We start from the raw sequence: 20157 nt of genomic DNA, 5'->3' as shown, positions 1-20157 counted from the left end.
ACCAAGCACCGGCAGAACCATATTCAATACCGTTCCGCCTCTTCTCTACACCTTCTTGCCCGGATGGCGTACACCCCAACCTGACGCCTACGGCCTACGGCCTACAGCGGAGGGCCTTGTCTTGTAACGGTTGTTATCCCAATCCGAGGGCCGCGCTCATCGCTTCATCCGGCATCTCGCCGGCTGCTTCGGCAAATGCCGATAGCGCCGTTTCCAGCATGCGACGGTCATCTGGTTTCATGCGCTCCACCACGTCGTTGAGCGCGTGCCTGCGGTGAGACATTACGCGCTCAACCAGTGAACGTCCCTCATCGGTGAGCCGGAGGCGGAGGGAACGCCGGTCCACGGGGTCTCCCTCCCTGCAGACCAGCCCAGCGGCTTCGAGCCGGTCTCCTGTGCGTGTGGCATTGGAAGGGTGTACTCCCAAGTCTGCTGCCACTGCCCCAAGGGTCTGTGGACCGCGTGTCGCGATCAGAATCAGGACGCGCCACTGGGGTGGGGTGACGAGGTCCTCAACTTCGGCAATCGACTGGGCCACGACGGCGACAAACACCCTCGAGGCCCGCAGTACCGCGTCCAGGTCCGATTTCTCGTATAGCTTGTTCTCTGGTGGACTGCCCATGCCGTCCAGTATCGGCTGATCGAGGATATAAGCGCAAAGAACACGAGGGTTCAGGGGTGCTGCGCGGGCCTGAGAGTGTCAGAACGACAAGGGACGGAAGAGCCGGCCCATGATGGGACGAGAGGCCTCAGCACAGTGTGCTGTGGGCTCTCGTCCCCGACGTTGGTTTTGGCCGTACTCCATCTGGCCGCCCCAGGACTCAGGGGCGCTTCCACTGGTGCCGGAACGATACACAGCATCCTCCGCGATAGTTTGGCTGTCGCCTGCGTCTTCTTGCACCTGCTGCCAGAGATCGCCGAAGGTAACGAAGCAATCGGAGAAACACTATCCGACGTCGTGACACCCACCCCCGTTGTTCGACCTCGCGATCTTCTCATCGCATTAACGAGGCTCCACCGACTTCCATGGATTCGAACGCATGGCGGTGCCGCAAAAGGAAAACGTAAGGGCAGGAGAGGGCCCTGGTCAGGGACTAAAAGAAGGGGCTGTGGGTAGTTCCGGGCGTCCTCCCCCACCGGTGGCTATCGGCTCCACCTGGGGTCCTTCATTGTTCACTCCTAACCGCAGCGCACACCATCGACGTAGCCGTTGCCGGGACCAAAGGGAATGCGCCCCCAGTATCAACCGCAGGCAGGGCTCAACCACAGCCAAGGGCGTGGCAGGCAGCCCGGCAGGGGAATGGTCTCCCCGCCGGGATGCGATACGCGACCACCGGGATATCGCCTATGTCCCGGTGACGACTCCCTGAGCCCACCTGTTCTGGTGGGCGGGAAGTTGATGACTTGTGGGAGTCCAAGGTTTTTTTAAGGACGCCGCACCATCCTGATTTCGTTGCGCCAAAGCAACTTTTGGTGCAGGTGCCATTCCAGGCCGCTTCGCCGGCCGGGCGGACAGGCAGTGAAATCAGGCGCGCCTCATGAAGGGGACGTGGCCGGCTCGCTTCATTTTGGACACGGAGATTGGGGAGGAAGCCATGGCAACTCGACGGGATTTGTTGAGGCTGGGATTGGTGGGTGGTGCTGTCACCCTTGGCGGGATGAACGCCGGGTCGGCCTTGGCCGGGGTGCCGGCCAGGAAGGGCGGGGGCGAGGATTCGACGTCGGGGTCGCTCACCACGCCGAGCCGGTTGGCGGCGAAGAACATGCCGCTCCCCTACGCTCGAGCGTTTGCCCGGCCGCCGGAGCTGGTACCGTACTCGACCGGGCGTGACGCGGACGGGCAGCCGTTCGCGAAGTATTCCCTGACGCAGAAGCTGGGCAAGGCGAACTTCGTCCCAGGGTTGTCGACGACCCTGGCCGGGTACAACGGAATTTTTCCCGGTCCCACCATCAGGGTTCCGCAGGGCACCCGGTCCGAGGTGCGGATCAGCAACCGCCTGCCCGCGAAGAGCCTGCTGGACGCGGCGCCCTTCAATACGGTCACGCACCTGCACGGCTCGGCCTCCCTGCCGCAGTACGACGGGTACGCCAATGACCGCACCGCCCCGGGAAACGTGAAGAACTACCACTATCCGAACTGGCAGACCGGCAGGACGCTCTGGTACCACGACCATAACCACCTGTTCACGGCCCAGGGGGTCTATTCGGGGCTCGCGGCGTTCTACGCGCTCACGGACCGGTACGAGCAGGCGCAGCTGCCGCAGGGCGAGTTCGATGTGCCGGTCATGGTCTCGGATGCGATGTTCAATGCGGACGGGTCCCTGGGCTACAACGACAACGGCCACGCCGGGCTGTGGGGCGACATCATCATGGTCAACGGCGTGCCGTGGCCCACCATGAAGGTCAAGCCACGGATTTACCGGTTCCGGTTCCTCGTCGGCTCCATCACCCGTTCCTACCGCTTCGCCCTCTCCAACGGCGCCCCCTTCTACGTGGTCGCCACGGACTGCGGCATGGTGCCAAAGGTCCAGGCCGTGTCATCCTGGCGGCAGGGCACTGCCGAACGGTACGAGGTGCTGATCGACTTCCGGAAGTACAAGCCGGGACAGAGCGTGGAGCTGCGGAACCTGAGCAACAAGAACAACGTAAACTTCGCCAACACCGGCAAGGTCATGAAGTTCCAGGTCGTGGCCGATTCCCCCGCCCAGCCCGGGTCCCGGACCCTCAGTTCCATCCCCACAATGCTGGATAACGGCGGTTCACCCCGGAAAGCCAAGGGCGGGCTGGACCCGATGTCCCTGACCCCTGACATGGCGGTGGCCAAGCGGGTCATGCGCGTCCAGCGCCAGGGCGGGGAATGGACCATCAACGGCGAAACCTGGGACGACGTCGAAAAATCCGGTTTCATGCGCACCTTCGGGAACCCTCAGCGCGACCAGGTCGAACAGTGGACCATCGTCAACGAGTCCGGCGGCTGGTTCCACCCCCTGCACATCCACCTGATCGACGGCAAGATCATCGCCCGGAACACCAACGGCGGCAAACCCTTCGCCTGGGAGGCCGGCGCCAAGGACGTCTTCTACACTGGGGAAAACGAATCCGTCACGGTCCTGATGCAGTTCGACACCGGCGAGCACGAGGGCGGCCGGTACATGGTGCACTGCCACAACCTCGTCCATGAAGACCACGACATGATGATCCAGTTCGCCGTCGGCGACCCGCGCAACAACGACCCCATCACCGCCGACAAACCCGTGCTCGAAACCAGACCCGAAGGATATTTCGCCTCAAAGTACAAGCTGGCCTACCCGGCGGGTACCTGACATGAAAAGCAGACTTCTCGCTATCCCCTGCGTTGTGCTCGCGCTGGCCCTGGCCGGCTGCACCGGCGGCGTCCAAACCGGTCCCGCGGCAACCCCGGCGCCCGCCGTGCAGGCCAGCAATGCGGCGGCCGGGAGCACCGCGGACCGGGTTCTCGCCCAGGCTGAGGAAGGCCAGGAGCTCGGTAACGGGCGGCCCGTGGTGAGCTATGACGGACTCATGGTCCGCCGCCGGGTGGTCATCGCCGTCCAAACCGGTCCCGGCGCCGATACCGCCGGCATCCGCAAGCGGCTGGACACCGCAGCCGGCGCCAACCACACCATCCTTTCAGCCGTCTCCCCGGACGTCCTCGAACCCGACGTGCTCCAGCAAATGGTCCCGGAAGTCACTGTAGCCCTCCCGGCAACGGCCACTGCCGACGATGGACGCACCATCGTGAGGGCAGCCACCGAAGAGGACACCGGCAACCTGGGCGTCAAGAACTTCTACGTCCTTCCCGTCCTGGTGCACGACCTGAGCTTCTCCGTTGCCGCAGCCGACCCGGCCGCGGTGTCGTCCGCCGTGGACCGGGAAGGCATCGCCTCCGACGCCCTCGGCAACTACGACACCACAGCCAAAGACGGGCAGCTCACCATCAGCTACACCGGCCCGTTACTGGGCGACGAAACCATCGAAAGCGTCCGCGAGGGCATCAGCCGGCAGGCACACGTCCCAGCCGCCGACGTGAGCGTCACGCCGCGCTCCGCGACCGGAACCGGGGTAGACATGGCCAGCGAACCGCCTTGGGACCCCGAACAGCTCATCACCGAACCCGAACACGCACACGGGGACCGATGATGACCGCACCCGCGCACGACGACAAGCGAGACGTTGAGACTTTCGTGGTTCCCGGCCACCCCCAGGTCCGGCCCAGAGCACCATGCCGCCGTACCCGGGGACAGGTGACCAAGGATAACGACATAGACCGGGTCCTGCCCGGTGCTGACGGAAGAGCCCCCCCAATGGCTGGAGCGCAAAATGATGAAATCACCTGTTCAGGCGTGGAGTTGTCGGAGGCACTGCCGCCTCCCTGATGTGCGCCCTGGCGCTGGGAGCCGTCCCGGCCCATGCTGCCACGTGCCAGCCAGGAACCCCTGCTCCTGCCGGCACCTACCCCGGAACAGCGGTAATGGCGAACAATTTCGAACCCGGGAAGCTGGAGGGATTCACGTCCACGACCGGAGGCACAGGCAGTGCCGCCGTTTCCTCTGACCTCGCCAGCTCAGGGACCTGCGCAGCCTACCTGCACACCACCACTGATGCCCGCTCCTTTGCCAACTTGTCCGCGCCGCTGCCAGCCGGTGCAGTAACCGCCCTTTACCGATGGCTGATTCAACATCACACCTACGCCGGAAGGCCGGGCGGCGGCTTCGCCGCCGCCCGGCCTATCGGTATCGGCTGGGGCAGCTACCACCTCACAGTCGGTCGCTGGCGCAAAACCGACAAGTACCCCGGGGATCCTCGCCTACGACGCCGCCGGAACCCTCTGGTACTACGGCAACAGCAGCGGACTATCCATGTCGCCCCGGATTAAGACCGGTGTCGGTTGGGCAGGGCTGTACGTCACCGTGACCGACTTCGACCAGGACGGTGGACAGGACCTGCTGGCCAAACGCAGCGACGGCAGAATGGTGCTCTACCGCTCCACCGGGACCGGTGGCTTCGTCTCCGGGACCAGGCACACGGTAGGCACCGGCTGGAACAGCATCAACACCATCACCGCCGTGGACGGCTTTCAGAGCACAGGCAGTCACGGGCTCATGACCCGGCTCGTCGACGGCCGCCTCGCCCACTACCCCTTCAGCAAAGGCACCTGGGCGCACGGACCATCGTCGGCACAGGCTGGAACAACAACCTCTTCCGGTAGTCGGTTCTCTGGCCCCGCCTGGGCTGGCCCTCCCGGCCAAGCCGCAAGACCAGGCATGGCGACGAACCCGCAAAAACCTGGCGTTGCGTTCCGCCGTTCAGTTTGACAGGTTGTTATGCAGCTCTCCGGGAAGCCGTCAGGGAAAGGCAGTCAGGCGGTCTGCACCGCAATCTGCCATCCCCTCCTGGTAAATGGCCGTTCAAAGGAGGAACGACATGAAGGCGATTGTGGTCGGCGCTGGTATCGCCGGCCTGGTCCTCGCCAGGCAGTTAGGTCTCGCCGGCTGGAGGGTTGAGCTTGTGGAGAAATCCCGCGGCCCTCGTCCTGACGGCTACATGATGGACTTCTTTGGTCCGGGAGTAGAGGCTGCGGTCCGGATCGGCCTGTACCCGCGCCTTGAGGCGGTGGCGTACGACGTCGAGGCCGTCGAGTACGTTGACCCGGCTGGGCGGGCAACCTCTCGCCTTGATTATCACCGATTCGCGCGCCTTGCCGGAGGGAAGGTTCTGAGCCTTCTGCGTCCCGACATGGAACGCACTGCCCTGGCCGCCCTTGACGATGTCCCGCCTGACCGCGTCCGGCTCCACTATGGGGCCCGTGCCACCCAGGTGCGCGCCGGTGAGGACTATGCAGAGGTGACCGTCAGTCCGTCGGGCAACACATTGAGAGCGGACGTCCTTATTGGAGCCGATGGCATTCACTCCGAAGTCCGGGCCGAGCTGTACGGTCCGGAACCCAGGTTTCTGCGTTCCTTGGGTATGAGGGCTGCGGCGTTCATCGTATCTGACGCCGAGCTAAGCGCGCGCATCGGGAACCGCTTCATGCTGACCGACAGCATTGGCCGTACGGCAGGGCTTTATGGTCTCCGCACGGATGAGGTAGCGGCGCTCCTCGTCTACCAGGATTCGCCTGAATATCCAGACTCACCGGGCTCCGGGTTGCTTCGGGAACGGCTCCGGCGCGAATTCGCTGGCCTGGGCGCGACGGTCGATCGGCTCCTCGAACTCTGCCCGGAGCGACCGTACGACGACACCGTGGCGCAAATCGTCATGCCAACCTGGCACAAGGGGCGCACCGTCCTCGCCGGAGACGCCAGCGGGGCTGTGTCGCTCCTCGCCGGGCAGGGCGGTTCCCTCGCGATCGCCGGCGCCACGCTCCTCGCCGAAATTCTTGCTCCCGTCGAATCGCCCAAGGCGATCGCGCCGGCGCTTCTGGCGTTCGAGCAACGCTGGCGGCCGGTGGTGGAATCGGCGCAGGCGTCCGGCCGACGTGCGGCCTCGGCATTCCTGCCTGCCAACAGGGCTCAGCGCCTCGTGCGCCGATGGACCATCCAGGGCACCGCCCTTCCTGGTATCGACCGCTTGGTGGCCCGTCGGATCCTCCGGACGATTGCAAAATGATGGCCGAAGGTGCCCGTCACTGCCTTGCCCACCTACCGGCGATGCTTCGGTTGACCAGCCGGTTCCGGTTTTGATGCGGGGTAGAGGGTTGATCCGGTGCTGTTGCGGTAGTACCAAAGGGTACCGACGGCGACACACAGTAGTCGAGGCTACGCGGGAACTGGTCACTGGTGCGCCAGCGGCCGGAGGTCGCGGGCAAGTGCAGCCGCGTAGCCCGCTGTGGCGCCTGACGGATGCGGGCTTGCATAACGCCTCGCCTGCCAGGATTCATAGCGACCGTAGTTGCGCGGATTTCATTAACATGAACTCCGAGCCGCCTGGCCGCACGTTAGTGGCGCCTTGGCCTTCCACTGGAAGTCCAAGCGGCTTGATTCATTCCACCCCGGCCGCCCGGAAGCCTGCCGGTTGACGTAGCTTTGTCCGCGGCTGATCCGGCGGTGAAACCAGGGCATGGCATCAGGAGATGCATGGCCCTTCCGCTGAGCATGCCAAGGATAGCGCCAGACTCATGCACCGGCTGAGCGGTGGCGCCGGGGTAGGCCTTCCGGTTTTCCCGTCCGTTGAGGACCGGATGGGCAATTGAATGCCTGGCACATTAACACGTCAGACGCTCGCAGGTTTCCTGCTCCACACAATTATGAGCCGCGGGACTGGCCTTGCAGCTTAGGCCTCTCGCCCCGCATCCCGTTGTGCGCGGCGCCAGGTAAGTGCTTCAGTAGCGTCTGTGAAGTAGCGGCTCGCACCGGGGCGATCTGATCCCCAGAATCTTGTTCGCCACGACGCGGTCCACCTGGGTCCCGTCCCAGCAGGGCAAGGGCCGTGACGGGAACCACCTTGACGTAGTCTGTCATCGCGGCGCCGTCTATGAAGCCGACACTATTCAGGCTCAGTAGCAAGCCGCGGGGCTCTCCGGAGAAGGTTGCAATGAGTTGCCCGCTGATGGTCCGGGTGTGCGGCGGTGATCCGCACGCATTCAGGAAGCTGCATGCAGACCAGCCCGCGTTCGAATTGATCAATCACAACCCCGAAACCGTCGGGCTTGCCGCAGTTCCTGAAACGTTCCGCCCAGCAAGGTCCGGTTGCCACCGTACTGGCGGCGGCCTCTGTCGGCTTGTATCTGACCCGCTACGCTTGTCGATGACCGTTTGGTTCAGGATCAGGGCGTTGCGGCGGCCTGGATTGTCCCCGCGCGCCGTGCCTGGGGCCCGAACCGGGGCCGGTCCGCGAGGGCTCTCTGCAGGCGCGGAAGGTGGAGCTCGATGTCCCGTGCGACGGTTGATGCAGCGGCCCAGTCGGCCAATGCCAGGGCCAACTCGAGTTCACGGCACAGCTCGTTCATCCTCAGCGCACCGACCAGCCACGATTTCGTCTTCAGACTCAGCGAGGCATCCAGTGCCAGATCCTTGTCCCGGACGGTAATCGTGCGCACAACCCGTTCAACGAACCGGGGGAGGCCAGCAACGTAGTCGGTGGCGAATGACTCTGCCGCCTCCAGGGAGGCCTGGTCCACGAGTTTCCGGAGGTGCTGTACTTCCAGCGTCAGCTTCACTCCCTCATCCAGCTGGTCCCCCCTGCGCACTGCCAAACTCCTTCCCCGCCCCCGCCGCTGCATCACGGCCCTGACTACCGGGGGGCGCGTTCTTCCCATTGCTGTCAGCCTATGGCGTGTTTCCTTACACTTCACAGCCAAGATGCATGGTCGGCGTCAAGAATCGCGCAGCAAATGCGCAGTATCGGTGAAAGAACAACTGGCCCGCCGGCGGGTGGAGGTGTCCGCCGGGCTCGGGTGCAACGGGGGGAATACTTTCCGCGCCCGGCCGGTCTGAAGCTGCGGGTGCGGCGGCCTTTAGCTTCAGGCACGCGATGAACTTCCGGCTGGGGCTTTGGGAACCGCAGGTGCTGGCACGGGGCCATAGCGACCATGGACCCATCATTTGAGCGGCCGAACCCATGCTCCAGATCCGGATGGGCTTACAGGTGGTTTAGGCTCTGGTCTTCGGCTGCGGACCTGGTCCCCCGGGGCCGGGCGAGTTCGACCTAACGAACGCGACCCTCTTTTGTCGACCGTGCACCGAAAGTCCCTTGACATCCCGAGCGTGGAAGTCTATTGCTGGGCATGTCCACCGGCCACCCACCACCAGCAAAGGAGCAAAGATGGACGCCGCACCATACGGAATCGTGCACTTCTTCCCCGGAGGCACCAAGGAACAATATGAGGCCTCGATTGCCGCAGTTCACCCAGGAGAGGGCCTCCTGCCCGAGGGCCAAACGTTCCACGCCGCTGGCCCGTCAGACGGTGGTTGGACCATCATGGCCATCCACGAATCGAAGGCAAGCTGGGAGAAGTTCCGCGACAACATTCTGATGCCTCGAATGCAAGCGGGCATCGACGGCGGGTTCACCTCACCGCCGGAAGAGACCGCCGTGGATCTGTACAAGGTCATGCCTTAGACATTCGGGAGGTCGCTTACCGGAAGTCCGGTGGTCGGCCTCCCTCCACCAATGGCTGGTATTGTCAACGGGAGCCCGATGTCGAACGGCGGCCGAGAATAGCATTCTTCCAGCGGAGGGCATTGGCGTCCTCTCGGTCCGTGGCTTCGATGGAGGCGTCATGGAGAGCAGAGCGAAAGCCGGCGGTCACGCAATCCACCAGCAGCCCGTTGCCGCAAATCGTGCTGCTGATGCCAGAGTATCAATTCCTTAGATTGCTTGATTTGCCTGTGATCACAGCCCCGTCATTTTGAAGTGTAAGCATTAGCAGGATGTACGGCCAGGCTGTCGGCGCGTCTGTGGAATCTGCGGGCCAGTGCGTAGGCTTCACGAGCTTCGTCCAGGAACTCTGCACCTGCAAGGTCCCCGGCCCATTCCAGCAGATCAGCAATCTTCTTCAGATGCTCATAGCGAGGAGCGATCTTCTCTGATAAGTGCATGTCCCCATCCCAATGCTTGTTTGGCCCGGCCCCTTTCACGCCTCGCCGTTGCTGCTACATATATCACCCAATTCATTGACCTCTCAATAAGTTTGCTGATGATCTCCGGTCCCTTGAAGTGCAGCGTTCCACGAGGGGAGGTGCGGGAGTGGCGGCGAATCCCCATCCGGACCAGTCCTCCTATTGTCAGGCCTTAGCCCCTTGGGGCAGGGTCTGAACCAAACCAGTAAGCAGCCTTAGCATTAACGTGCCATTCGGCCTTTGGGCTCTGGGCAGCCCAATTGCGGGAGGCCCAGGCGCAGCCGGCGGCGGGGCTGCAGTTACTTCCTCAGTGCCTCCACCGACACCTCATTCCCATATGAAGATTCGATGCCGGATCGCTACCCTCAGCGTCGGCCAGTGCGGGACCCCTCAGTAAGGGCCTGCCGAGGAAGACTTGACCTGTTGTTGGCCATCGTGGATCGATAACGGCGCGCGGCTTTTCAAGTGATGACCGGGTTCGTTAGGATATTTCCCTCCAGACGGTATGCAGAATCCGTCCTCATTGTCCAAACGACCAGGCCGGCGCGCCTCCTGCAGCAGGGCAAGGCAGAAACCTGTATGTGCTGTTACGGAACAAAGCCCGCGCCTGGGTTTCCCTGATCGTCACTCCCAACGAGGGGAGAGATGGAGTAAAAACCATGGCAGGTCAATTCGAAGTATTCACCGCCCCTGAAAGCGGATAAAGATTCAGGCTGGTAGATTCCGCCGGCCACACGTGGGCGACGTCGGGAACCTACCCGACAAAGCAGGCCGTTTCCGCCGCCATATTCCTTTTTCGGGAGATCGCCGGCACCGGCCTGATCAGCGACCGAACCAAAGACCACCATGGCGAAACGGCGCAGTCCGGAATCCGGCCCACTCAGTCCAGCGCAGTCCACAACGGCAGCGCAAATTTCCCGTCATCGGCAGGCCAGTCCAGACTCCGGAACCATCGTCACGCCCTGGTGAACGCCTGACGGCCAGCTGTAGCGGGGTCCGGGTGAGCTTTCATGAACATCGCTGAAGCGCCGTCGGGCATGGAGCAGCCGGTCACCACACCGCGATTGAAGGAGGCTACTCCCACGCGCCGCCTCGCGTCCCTGCATATGAAGAAGTGCAGCCGCTCGTCCCAAGCGACTTGAACTGGTGCTGAGGTTGTGCCCGAAAGTGATGTGCGGTCAGGCTGCCGGACCCTCGGTCAGGTAGTTGTGGACCTCGTAAATCGACACTCCGGTTGTTCGGTGATGCCCGCCTCGGCCGTGATGGGGTTCGATCTTCTCACGGGCGAACGCTTCGAAAGCGTCCGGCTCTTCCACATGACCACCACGCGGATGCCGTTCGCCCTGGCGGCGACCCACTGCGTCAGTCCCCCGGCGCTCCGGACCGCCCTTGGCAACCCCCATTTTGTCGATATCTTGGTCGTACTGGTCTGTGTTGTCCCAGGAAATCGAGGACGACGGCGACAGGCATGATGTACTCCTAAGAGATGAAGGATCATCTGGGGCGGCCGGAATTGGACTGCAAAGGTCCCTGGTACTCCCGCCGAGAGGGATGGGGTGCTTCTGTAGACTGTCTGGAGGTGAGCCGGGAAGTCTGGTCGGCATGTTCTTTGTCGAGCCCATGTTTAGGACACCTTCATGAGTAAAAACCCGTCAACTGCCCCGCGCTCCTCCGTTTTGGGACGGGGAAGCTATGGCGAAGTGCTGCGGATCGGGGCGATCCTGCGCAAGGAAACCGTGGGCGGCATCCTGCTCGTCGCCGCAGCCGTGATCGCCCTGGCATGGGCCAATTCCCCGGCTTCCGCCAGCTATTTCGCGTTGCGCGACTTCCGCATCGGGTACGAACCGTGGCATCTGGACCTCAGCCTCGGGGCATGGGCTGCCGACGGGTTACTGGCAATCTTCTTTTTTCTGGTGGGGCTGGAACTCAAACGTGAGTTCGTCGCCGGAGACCTCCGCCAATTCAGTAAATCCGTGGTGCCCATCGCAGCGGCTGCCGGGGGCGTGGCAGTCCCCGCGGTTATTTACGCCCTGGTCAACCTCACCAGCTCTGAAACCCTGCGGGGCTGGGCCATCCCCACGGCAACGGACATCGCCTTCGCCGTGGCGGTTTTGGCGATTATCGGTTCGCACCTGCCCAGCGCTCTGCGGATCTTCCTGCTGACCTTGGCGGTGGTCGATGACCTCATCGCCATCAGCATCATCGCTGTCTTCTATTCCAGCGACATCCAGGCCGGGCCGCTGCTGCTGGCCCTCATTCCGCTGGCGCTGTACACCTTCCTGGCCCAGAAATACCGCCGCTTCTTTGGCACCAGGCCCGCTGCGGCGTGGCTGATCCTGCTTCCCCTGGGCGTGATCACCTGGGCCCTGGTGCACGCCTCTGGTATCCATGCCACCGTCGCCGGCGTGCTGCTGGGCTTCGCCATCCCCGTGATCCGGTCCCGGGCCAGCGGGGGCCCGGCGGCGGGTCCGGGCCTGTCTGAGATCTTCGAGCACCGGTTCCGGCCGATCTCCGCCGGGATAGCGGTCCCGGTCTTTGCCTTCTTTTCCGCCGGGGTCGCCGTAGGCGGCTGGGACGGGCTGGTCTCGGCCCTGACCGACCCCGTGGCCATCGGCATCATCCTGGCCCTGGTACTGGGAAAACCGGCCGGCATCCTGGGCACCACCTGGCTCCTGACCAAGGCCACCCGGGCCTCCCTGGACAAGTCCCTGAAATGGATTGACGTGTTCGGGGTGTCCGTCCTGGCCGGCATCGGCTTCACGGTTTCACTCCTCGTGGCGGAACTGAGCTTCGGGCACGGCAGTACCCATGACGACCACGCCAAGGTGGGAATCCTCGCCGCGTCCCTGCTGGCCGCACTCCTGGCAACGGCAGTGCTCGGAACCCGGAACCGCCAGTACCGTGCCCTGGAAGCCGAAGAGACCATCGATACCGACCAGGACGGCATCCCGGACGTCTACCAAGAGGACCGCCAGCGGTGAGCCGACCCGGGCCGGGCCCGATTGCATTCACGTGCGGGCCGGGCAGCAGTCTTCTGCTCTTGCCCGGGGGTTGTCCCGGACGTTGCCTGTTGCGGGTTGAGTGCGTCAAGGAGCACCTGCTTTTCACCGGGGAGGACTCCCCCATGGCCAGCCTCATGTTTTCCGTTATGGGGCTTTTGCCGAGTGCTCGGTGATCAGGGAACGCCAGCGGGAAGGCATCGCCCTGGCCAAGCAGCGCGGCGCCTACAAGGGACGAAAGAAGACCCTCACACCGGAACGGGCGGCCGAGCTGGTCCAGCGGGCGGACAATGGAACTCCCAAATCCGTCCTCGCCAGCGACTACGGCATCAGCCGGGAAACGGTGTACCAGTACCTTCGCCAAGCAAGCCCGCAGAAAATCCCTCCGTACACAAGTCCTTCCGCTATCCCGGGCCTGGAACGGCTCTAGCTGGACGACATTCATGTCGTTGGCCGCTTCCCCCGGCCCCGGCCCAGCTGATCAGAAATCAGTATTGGTGCTCCTTTAGGGTGTGATTTCGGATGTGATCCGACCGTTGTTGCAACATGCGTTTTGTGGGAGCATGAAGGCATGACAGCAGTTGCAGGAGCCCGCGGCGGGTTGAAGGCGCACCAGGATTCCATCCGGCTTCCCGAGGCCGAGCTTATTCGAGACCTGCGTGACATCCTCGGCGCGAAGCTGGTCGCCTACATTGGCTCCGTGAAGGAAACCCGGGCGGTGCGTCAGTGGGCTGACGGTGAACGAAAGCCGTCGGCTGAGGTGATGACTCGATTGCGCCATGCCTACCATGTTGCCGCGCTGCTGGCTGAGCGCGATTCCCGCGCCGTGGTCCAGGCATGGTTCCAGGGTATGAACCCCCAGTTGGATGACGTGCCGCCGGCGCGATTGCTGCGGGAAGGCCAGGTCGAGGATGCGGCGCAGGCGGTTCTGGCCGCAGCCCGGGCATTCGCGGCAGCAGGCTGACGGGTGGGTTCTGAACAACTGGCTGTAGCTACTTCGGAAGGCCGGATTTACCGGATTGGATTCCGTCCTGACCCTTGGGCATGGAGCGGCTGGGAATGGGCAACTAATGGCAGGTTCCCTGGCCGGTGGGATGACCAGCACGGAAACTTCCGAGGGTGTACGCCGGCTCCAGCCTGCGTGCATGCCTGCTCGAAGTGCTGGCCGCGTTCCGCCGCGACGCCAGAATTGCCATGGAAATGGACGAGATCGTTGAAGACGATCAAGACATCGTGCTGCACCCTACCGTGCCGCCAGGGCAAGTCCCGCGCGAATGGCTAGACGCCCGGGCCCGCGACATCGGCCGAGCTGACCGGTACCTACTGCGCCGTGACGGACTCCAAATCCATTGCAGTCCTATACCCGCACTTCATCGGCGTCGCCCTCGGGCTCGGTTTGGCGGACCTGGACGCTGCCGCTCTTAAGGACGCCCGACCACGCCACCTCACCCAGGCGGTCGCAGTCTGGATCTACGAGACCACGGACCTCAACGGAGTTACGTTCGCCTCCCGTCACGGCGACGACCTGCGGTTATGGGCAATTTTCGAACAGCCAGGCGACGGTTTTGTCAGCCCTCAGCTACAGCACATCAAGATCGAGGAACTTCACCACGACAGCGACGCGATTAGGCAGGCCTTTCAGATGCTCGGCCTAACTTGGAAGAACGACTAAGCCGTTCCCTTGTCTCCACGACCAGGTTGACGGAATCGTGGTTATCGGCGTTTGAAAACGCCCGGGGAAGAGGCCCAAAAAGGGCCTTCTCTTACCTTCCGATGAGTGATCTGTCAGCCGGCGGCGGGGCTGCTGCCTGCGGGTCGCCGGCGGTGGTGTAGATCGTTTCGAATTCGTAGACTTCCTAACAGCCTGAAGCGGTGGCCCATCCTGACGGTGCGAAATGGCCGCTGCCGCTTATCGTCCCATCGCTTGGAGCACATCGAACACGGTCCGGAGCAGAGCGAGGGCGAGGCTGCATGCCGCTATCCAGAGCCCCGCGATCTGGACCCCTGTAGCCTTGCCGCTGCCTTTTTCAGTCACCCGAGACCACCTGCTCCTTCGAATTGGGTGACCATCATAGTCCTGGGGCACAGACACTTTTTGGGGGCCCGGCCACAGCCACAAGGCCGCCATGCACAGGATATCCACCGCCTGCCGGGGACCGGATCAGGGACCTGTGAAGAAGTGCGTGCGCGTTATCCACCGGAAATTGCCGGCGTGTCCGAACCCCCGGGAGTGTCGTCGACTACCCGGGCCATCACGGAGGAAGCTGCAGAGGTCATCACGCCTGCTCGCAGATCTGCGCAGGCAGGCTCCGGAGTCCAGCCAGCCGTGGCACGCTCCCTGTGAATGGGTCGCCGCTGCACGGTGGCAGGTCCTCAGGGTCCTGGACATCGCAGCCGCGAAACCTGAACACCTGAGCGACGGGTACTCAAATGATTCTTCGAACACCGCTCACCGGACATATTTCATGGGCCACTTTCACGCGTCAACACGAAGCCTGTTCAAGGTCCCAAGTCAACGGATAACATGGGGTTCTTTAGACGGTTTGCAGACTCCGTCCTTGTTGTCCCAACGGGCTGCTGCTGAAGGCTCACGGCGTGGATCCGTTGATCTACACTCCCAACGGCGGGAGAAACGGAGCAACATGTCCGGCCACTTCGAAGTCTTCGCCTCCCCTAATGGGGGCTACCGTTTCCGGCTACTGGATTCCTCAGGTAATCATCTGGCAACGTCCCGGCCCTACCCGACGAAGCAGGCAGCGGCGGCAGGAATATTCACCGTCCGGGAGATCGCCGGAACCGGCCTGATCAAGGACTCCAGGGCCAGCCAAGGCATCGTCGCCCGACCCGAAACCGGGCCGGTGAATGCCACAGGAGCCGCATCGCCGTCCCCCTGGTAACGGCTCTCCACGTGTCCATGCCACGTGTCCATGCCGGCAGCACTGGGTTCAAAGAGGATGCATGGCCGCGCGCCTAAAACTGAGGCCCGGCAAAGGCGCCGGGCCACGCACCCCTTAGCAGCCCAGGGTGCAGCAGTACCCGGAGCAGATCCGGCCGTTCAAAGGGATAACCAGTGGACCCGTCCACCATCATGGTCTACGTCCTCGCATATTTAGCGACGATGGGCATCGTTTTCCTCATGTTGTTGCCCGCCATCATCAGCCTGGTCCTGCTCCTCCTCGTAGACGGGGCCATCCAGCTGGTGATTCTGATCCTCAGACTCGCCGCTTTAGGTCTGTTCAGAAGCGCGAAGGCGCTCACCGGACGCCTGATCGAAAAGTTCCGCAGCCCGGGGAACACCGGCAGGCTGGCACACCACTGACCCCTGTCATTTGATCGGCCCCGGTAACCCCCGCACTCAAAAGCTGGAGGACGGCCCTGACTTCAGACGCGTGGCTGCGTTCTCTGCGGCCCGCCGGTGCAGGCCGAGGGAATTCATCCTCGGTCAAATCCGGACCTTCGGTGCTTGCTGTGGCGAGGCCTTCCACGGCGACTCCCCGTGCGCCGCCCGCCCTGGCCAACCGCCTCACAAGGGCGGCGCGTGGCCCGCAAAAGGGCTGAAATAGACGCTCCACCGGGAACGCTCGGTCGAGTTGGTCCAGCTTGCGGTTCGCCTGGCAAGAGTCGGGGCAACAAGCGCAGGCCGCCGAATTCTGCGAGAACGGCTCCACAGCGGCGGCCCATTCTCGTCTGGCATGCATGGCACTATCACGGGGGGTGCAATGCCCGCGGCATGACTTCGGTCAGTCCCTGAGCGACGACGGCCACGATGAAAATCAGTCCGAAGAAACGACTAAGCCCATTGTTTCTCACTGCTTTTTTCAACGTCTCTCCCTGTGCTTGAGGGGTTACCCCGGCATACCCGCTGATAGCCCGGGACGTACAGGCGGCGTCCCGCTGAGGGCAGCGTTCGAAGACCGTTTTCGGAAGGATACACCTGCTCCTTTTGATCTGCTCCTAATTGCCCGGCATTACGGCACCGACCAAGCGGAGCCCAACCTGCGCCGGTAAGAGCGGCGGCCTGCTGTCCGGCAGCAGGGCGCCATCTCCAGCAGCACATTAACCGTCAGGTTCCCTTGTCACCGCCACGGCTGGTCACTAAGACTCGGGTCATGAGCAGCGGCGGTGGCAGGACTTCAGGGCAGAGCCGGCAGAGACATTTCCGGCTGGGTGACGGAAACAGGCTCACGGCCAGCGGAAACCTGGTCCTTTATGCTGTGTCGCTTGGGCTGGCACTGGCCGGGGCCGCATCTTTTGTCCTGACTCTCGGGGAAGTGCTTCAACACGACGGAATTACAGCCCTTGACGAGCCCATGAGGGAATGGTTCGTCAGTCACAGGACGGACCTTGCCACCGCTGTCCTGACGCGATTCGCCAGAGTGTTCGGCCCGGTCGTGCTGCCTGTGGTCACACTGTTCGCGACCACAGGCTGGGTACTGTTGACGCGTCGTTTTTGGCGTCCCCTGCTGCTGGCCGGGGCCATGGTCACCGGCGTCGTCATCACGGAGGTGACCGCCCACCTGGTCCGTCGTTCCCGGCCGCCATCGGAATTGATGATGCTCGGCGCCGATCCAACCTCGTCGTTTCCTTCCGGGCACGTGGTGGGGGCGTCCAACTTTTTCTTATCGGCGCCTACCTGGTTTTTTCGCGTTCCTCCCGTGCCGGTCGCACAATTGCTGCCTTCGGTGCTGCCGCCGCAGGTATGCTGCTTGAGGCGACCAGCCGCATCTACCTGGGCTACCACTGGTTCACTGACACCGTGGGATCCGTCTCCGTATCCACGGTTTTGCTCGCGGCCGTGATTGCGGTGGACATCACCCGGGGCGAACGCAGCCCCGGGGAGGAAAAAGGCTGACCCTGCTGGGCTGCATCCTTAAAGCAGAAATCCGCGTCGACTTACTGTTGCGCACACGCAATTACTGCTGTTCAATGATGACATGGGTTGCCGCAAGGGGTGCCGGGTGGGTCAGTTTCCGGTTGCCAGCGTAAAGCGACCGTCAGAGGTGCCCCGGCCGCCGGCGGCGGCCGCGAAGGCCTCCAGTGCGGCAGCGAGGGCGGGGCGGCGGCCCGCCGGCATTCTGGAGATCACCTCGGCAATGGCTTGCCGCCGGTGCTCCAGTACGGAGTTGACCAGCTCCTTTCCCTTTCCCGTCAGTTCCAGCCTGATGTATCGGCGGTCGGCCGGGTCCTCGCGGCGTTCCAGCAGGTCCGCGGTGACGAGGCGGTCGCAGATGCGCGTGGCGTTGGAGGCGTGGACGCCAAGTTCCGCGGCAACGCCCCCCAGGTTTTGTGGGCCGCGGGAATGGATGAGGACCAGGACCCGCAGCTGTGGCGTATTTACGATGTCCTCCACCTCTGCAACGGAGTGGGCCACCACCCGTAACAGGACGTCGGCGGCGGCCATCACGGCTTCCACTTCCCGGCTGGAGGGACGGGACAGCCCGCCGGAGACAGATACATCCATGGAATCAGTTTCCTCTGATACTTCCGGCACTGCAAAGATTGCGGGCTTCGCGGCTTTTGCGACGAAAGGGCCCGCGCCGAGTCCACCCAAGCACCACCCAAGCAGTGACCATCATGGCGCTGGCGGCCGGGACTCCGGCCGTAGGACCCGCAAACATTTACTGCGATAGGAATTTATATGGGACCTGAACCAGTGACACGTCCGCGTCGTGGTTATATGCGGGCCGCGGTCGTGACTGCCGTTGTCGTTGTTACCGCCACCGGGGTGCACAGGCACCCAGGCACCTGCGGTCACTTCGTCTGGAACCGGCTCCTCCACCGGGCAGGTCAGCCAGGGAACACAAACACCCGGCGGACAGCCGCCGCAGTCCGCCCCGGACATTCCCACGATCATCCAGAACGTACAACCGTCCGTGGTCACCGTGTTCACGAAGGACGGGCTGGGGAGCGGTGTCGTGTACGCCAAGGACGGGCTGATCCTGACCAACGAGCACGTCGTGCGCGGCAACACCAACGTCGAGGTGGCCTTCGCCGACGGACAGCGCATCCCGGGCAAGGTGCGGGCCACCGACGCTATCGCCGACCTGGCACTGGTGGAAGCCCAACGCCAGGACCTGCCCCCCGCCACATTCCAGCAGCAACTGCCGCGCATTGGCGAACTCGCGATCGTGATCGGATCCCCGCTCGGTTTCGAAAACACCGCCACTTCCGGGATCATTTCCGGCCTGCACCGCCAAATCCCCGGATCGGCCGCAAGCAGTCAGTCACTGGTGGACCTAATTCAGACCGACGCGGCTATCAGCCCAGGCAACTCCGGCGGCGCGGTCGTGAACTCCCGCGGCGAAGTCGTAGGAATCAGTGAGGCCTACATTCCACCCCAGTCCGGAGCCGTCGCGCTCGGCTTTGCCATTCCCGCAGCAACGGCTGTCCAGGTCGCGGAACAATTGCAGAAAAACGGCAAAGCCGAGCACGCATTCATTGGCCTCGCTCCCACCGATATCACCCCACAAATCGCAGAGCAGCTTCACCTGCCGGACACCGCCGGCGTCCTGGTCCTGTCCATCGTCAGCAACGGTCCCGCCGACAAGGCCGGACTGCGCCCCGGAGACGTCCTGCTGTCCCTGGAAGGGCAAAAACTTAACGCACCTGAAGACCTGTTGGCCGCGCTCCGGAACAAGGCACCAGGACAGGCCGTGAACGTCGAATACCGCAGAGGGAACGATACCCGGGAGGCCAAGATCACGCTGTCCGAGAGGCCGGCCGCGGAAAGCTGAGCACAAGACCTGCACATTCCCGGCCCTGGCGTCGCCCCGCTGAGGTGGATCGAGACCCATTAACTGAAGCCGGCTTTGAAACTGAAGACCCTCCTGGTTTCCCTGGGACGGCGCCGTTATCGGCCGTCACCGGGGCGCTGACCGGGGCCGGAAACCAAGGGTGCGGGACGTGTTCAATATCCAGGCATCAACGTGGAGGGTTCCGCCCGAATTTCCCGCGACGCGCACCGCCCGGAACCGCAGCCACGCTGGCGAGCTTCTGGCCCGTCATCTCCGATTCGCGCATTGTTTCGGGTGGACGCATTGCCCGTTACTGATGGACGTGAGCAGCTACTGTAATCGAGTGCTTCGGCGTCGGCATCCAGAAAAATGTCCGGCTTTCATGTCCATGCGCACAGTCAATTCCGTACGGTGACCGCCCTGCTGTCCCCTCCCGGCAGGAGGAATGGGCTCACTGGCTCCGGCGGTCTTTAATCGGGGAGTTCGATGCTGAATCCGCAGGTGCAGCGGAGCATTTTTGTGGTGAGGAGGACGTCGGGCAAGCATGTCTCCCCGGTGCCGGACGAAGACACGGGTGCCGCCACAGTCCGGCGAACTCTACCGGTCATCGCCATCGGTTTCCCACAGTGCAAGTAGAAATTGCCGAACTTCAACATGCCTGGCACGATGTCCGCTTCATTCAGCAGTGCCGAGACGTCCCGGAACGAGGCAGCGTGGGCGTGGAGGGAACCACACGCGGTGCAGGCGTAGACGACATGCACCAGTGGTTCCCCCCTGCCCGCGGGCAAGGGGTCGATGGAATGCAGCACAAGGTGCTGGTCAGAACGGCACATGGCACACCCCAGG

18 protein-coding genes and 1 pseudogene are annotated in these 20157 nt (G+C 63.3%); 13 read left to right on the top strand and 6 right to left on the bottom strand.

Features of this window, described 5'->3' with window-relative positions:
• Positions 1-133: 133 nt before the first annotated feature.
• A complete protein-coding gene (locus ABIE00_RS01300; protein WP_354255721.1) occupies positions 134-622 on the bottom strand; it encodes a MarR family winged helix-turn-helix transcriptional regulator in 489 nt (162 codons plus the stop codon).
• 903 nt (positions 623-1525) lie between these two features.
• On the bottom strand, positions 1526-1765 hold the full coding sequence (locus ABIE00_RS01295; protein WP_354255718.1) for a hypothetical protein: 240 nt from the start codon (positions 1763-1765) through the stop codon (positions 1526-1528).
• Between ABIE00_RS01295 and ABIE00_RS01290 the strand changes: the two genes are divergently transcribed.
• From ABIE00_RS01290 to ABIE00_RS01275, 4 genes are all read left to right on the top strand, one after another.
• Positions 1764-3323: a multicopper oxidase family protein gene (locus ABIE00_RS01290; RefSeq protein WP_354255716.1), complete on the top strand. Its 1560-nt coding sequence runs from the start codon at positions 1764-1766 to the stop codon at positions 3321-3323. The genes ABIE00_RS01295 and ABIE00_RS01290 overlap by 2 nt on opposite strands.
• Before the next feature lies 1 nt (position 3324).
• Positions 3325-4158 carry a hypothetical protein gene (locus ABIE00_RS01285; protein ID WP_354255713.1) on the top strand — a complete coding sequence of 278 codons (834 nt, stop codon included), beginning with the start codon at positions 3325-3327 and terminating at the stop codon, positions 4156-4158.
• A gap of 719 nt (positions 4159-4877) precedes the next feature.
• Positions 4878-5333 carry an FG-GAP repeat domain-containing protein gene (locus ABIE00_RS01280; protein ID WP_354255710.1) on the top strand — a complete coding sequence of 152 codons (456 nt, stop codon included), beginning with the start codon at positions 4878-4880 and terminating at the stop codon, positions 5331-5333.
• Positions 5334-5442: 109 nt separating this feature from the next.
• Complete coding sequence (locus ABIE00_RS01275) at positions 5443-6627, top strand: FAD-dependent monooxygenase (protein ID WP_354255708.1); 1185 nt, start codon at positions 5443-5445, stop codon at positions 6625-6627.
• Between the two features lie 1156 nt (positions 6628-7783).
• On the opposite strand, the gene ABIE00_RS01270 is transcribed toward ABIE00_RS01275, so the two are convergent.
• On the bottom strand, positions 7784-8206 hold the full coding sequence (locus ABIE00_RS01270; RefSeq protein WP_354255705.1) for a hypothetical protein: 423 nt from the start codon (positions 8204-8206) through the stop codon (positions 7784-7786).
• 575 nt (positions 8207-8781) lie between these two features.
• Between ABIE00_RS01270 and ABIE00_RS01265 the strand changes: the two genes are divergently transcribed.
• Positions 8782-9078, top strand: coding sequence for a hypothetical protein (locus ABIE00_RS01265; RefSeq protein ID WP_354255702.1), 297 nt, complete (start codon positions 8782-8784; stop codon positions 9076-9078).
• A 284-nt stretch (positions 9079-9362) separates the two neighbouring features.
• On the opposite strand, the gene ABIE00_RS01260 is transcribed toward ABIE00_RS01265, so the two are convergent.
• Positions 9363-9557, bottom strand: a complete 195-nt coding sequence (locus ABIE00_RS01260) for a hypothetical protein (RefSeq protein WP_354255700.1) — start codon at positions 9555-9557, stop codon at positions 9363-9365.
• A gap of 1658 nt (positions 9558-11215) precedes the next feature.
• Here ABIE00_RS01260 and nhaA point away from each other — a divergent pair.
• The 4 genes and pseudogenes from nhaA (at position 11216) to ABIE00_RS01240 (ending at position 14249) form a co-directional block, all read left to right on the top strand.
• Positions 11216-12559 (top strand): Na+/H+ antiporter NhaA, encoded by a 1344-nt coding sequence (nhaA, locus tag ABIE00_RS01255; RefSeq protein ID WP_354255697.1) that lies wholly within the window; start codon positions 11216-11218, stop codon positions 12557-12559.
• Positions 12560-12648: 89 nt separating this feature from the next.
• Positions 12649-13007, top strand: a pseudogene (locus ABIE00_RS01250) (helix-turn-helix domain-containing protein); the annotation flags it as partial.
• A gap of 141 nt (positions 13008-13148) precedes the next feature.
• Complete coding sequence (locus tag ABIE00_RS01245) at positions 13149-13541, top strand: hypothetical protein (protein WP_354255694.1); 393 nt, start codon at positions 13149-13151, stop codon at positions 13539-13541.
• Positions 13542-13907: 366 nt separating this feature from the next.
• Positions 13908-14249: a hypothetical protein gene (locus tag ABIE00_RS01240; protein ID WP_354255692.1), complete on the top strand. Its 342-nt coding sequence runs from the start codon at positions 13908-13910 to the stop codon at positions 14247-14249.
• Between the two features lie 237 nt (positions 14250-14486).
• Here ABIE00_RS01240 and ABIE00_RS01235 read toward each other — a convergent pair whose 3' ends face one another.
• Positions 14487-14612, bottom strand: coding sequence for a hypothetical protein (locus ABIE00_RS01235; RefSeq protein ID WP_354255689.1), 126 nt, complete (start codon positions 14610-14612; stop codon positions 14487-14489).
• 607 nt (positions 14613-15219) lie between these two features.
• Here ABIE00_RS01235 and ABIE00_RS01230 point away from each other — a divergent pair.
• The 3 genes from ABIE00_RS01230 (at position 15220) to ABIE00_RS01220 (ending at position 17429) form a co-directional block, all read left to right on the top strand.
• Positions 15220-15474, top strand: coding sequence for a YegP family protein (locus ABIE00_RS01230; RefSeq protein WP_354255687.1), 255 nt, complete (start codon positions 15220-15222; stop codon positions 15472-15474).
• A gap of 173 nt (positions 15475-15647) precedes the next feature.
• On the top strand, positions 15648-15896 hold the full coding sequence (locus ABIE00_RS01225) for a hypothetical protein (protein WP_354255684.1): 249 nt from the start codon (positions 15648-15650) through the stop codon (positions 15894-15896).
• Positions 15897-16895: 999 nt separating this feature from the next.
• Positions 16896-17429, top strand: a complete 534-nt coding sequence (locus ABIE00_RS01220) for a phosphatase PAP2 family protein (RefSeq protein WP_354255681.1) — start codon at positions 16896-16898, stop codon at positions 17427-17429.
• Between the two features lie 111 nt (positions 17430-17540).
• Here the strand turns inward: ABIE00_RS01220 and ABIE00_RS01215 are convergent, their stop codons facing one another.
• The gene (locus tag ABIE00_RS01215; RefSeq protein ID WP_354255678.1) at positions 17541-18038 is read right to left on the bottom strand and encodes a MarR family transcriptional regulator; all 498 of its coding nucleotides are present in this window, start codon (positions 18036-18038) and stop codon (positions 17541-17543) included.
• Positions 18039-18450: 412 nt separating this feature from the next.
• On the opposite strand from ABIE00_RS01215, the gene ABIE00_RS01210 reads away from it, so the two are divergent.
• Positions 18451-19311, top strand: coding sequence for a S1C family serine protease (locus ABIE00_RS01210; RefSeq protein ID WP_502914180.1), 861 nt, complete (start codon positions 18451-18453; stop codon positions 19309-19311).
• The last annotated feature ends 846 nt before the right edge of the window (positions 19312-20157 follow it).

The organism is Arthrobacter sp. OAP107 (genome assembly GCF_040546765.1).
Lineage (GTDB): Bacteria > Actinomycetota > Actinomycetes > Actinomycetales > Micrococcaceae > Arthrobacter.
Note: the sequence above shows the minus strand (reverse complement) of the source record. Positions and strands in the feature narration are given on the sequence as shown.

What these genes read in the sequence shown, in the direction of transcription:
- ABIE00_RS01300 (WP_354255721.1), bottom strand. Translation starts at nt 622, where the DNA reads ATGGGCAGTCCACCAGAGAACAAGCTATACGAGAAATCGGACCTGGAC.
- ABIE00_RS01290 (WP_354255716.1), top strand. Translation starts at nt 1,764, where the DNA reads ATGCCGCTCCCCTACGCTCGAGCGTTTGCCCGGCCGCCGGAGCTGGTA.
- ABIE00_RS01295 (WP_354255718.1), bottom strand. Translation starts at nt 1,765, where the DNA reads ATGTTCTTCGCCGCCAACCGGCTCGGCGTGGTGAGCGACCCCGACGTC.
- ABIE00_RS01285 (WP_354255713.1), top strand. Translation starts at nt 3,325, where the DNA reads ATGAAAAGCAGACTTCTCGCTATCCCCTGCGTTGTGCTCGCGCTGGCC.
- ABIE00_RS01280 (WP_354255710.1), top strand. Translation starts at nt 4,878, where the DNA reads ATGTCGCCCCGGATTAAGACCGGTGTCGGTTGGGCAGGGCTGTACGTC.
- ABIE00_RS01275 (WP_354255708.1), top strand. Translation starts at nt 5,443, where the DNA reads ATGAAGGCGATTGTGGTCGGCGCTGGTATCGCCGGCCTGGTCCTCGCC.
- ABIE00_RS01265 (WP_354255702.1), top strand. Translation starts at nt 8,782, where the DNA reads ATGGACGCCGCACCATACGGAATCGTGCACTTCTTCCCCGGAGGCACC.
- ABIE00_RS01260 (WP_354255700.1), bottom strand. Translation starts at nt 9,557, where the DNA reads ATGCACTTATCAGAGAAGATCGCTCCTCGCTATGAGCATCTGAAGAAG.
- nhaA (WP_354255697.1), top strand. Translation starts at nt 11,216, where the DNA reads ATGAGTAAAAACCCGTCAACTGCCCCGCGCTCCTCCGTTTTGGGACGG.
- ABIE00_RS01245 (WP_354255694.1), top strand. Translation starts at nt 13,149, where the DNA reads ATGACAGCAGTTGCAGGAGCCCGCGGCGGGTTGAAGGCGCACCAGGAT.
- ABIE00_RS01230 (WP_354255687.1), top strand. Translation starts at nt 15,220, where the DNA reads ATGTCCGGCCACTTCGAAGTCTTCGCCTCCCCTAATGGGGGCTACCGT.
- ABIE00_RS01220 (WP_354255681.1), top strand. Translation starts at nt 16,896, where the DNA reads ATGGTTCGTCAGTCACAGGACGGACCTTGCCACCGCTGTCCTGACGCG.
- ABIE00_RS01215 (WP_354255678.1), bottom strand. Translation starts at nt 18,038, where the DNA reads ATGGATGTATCTGTCTCCGGCGGGCTGTCCCGTCCCTCCAGCCGGGAA.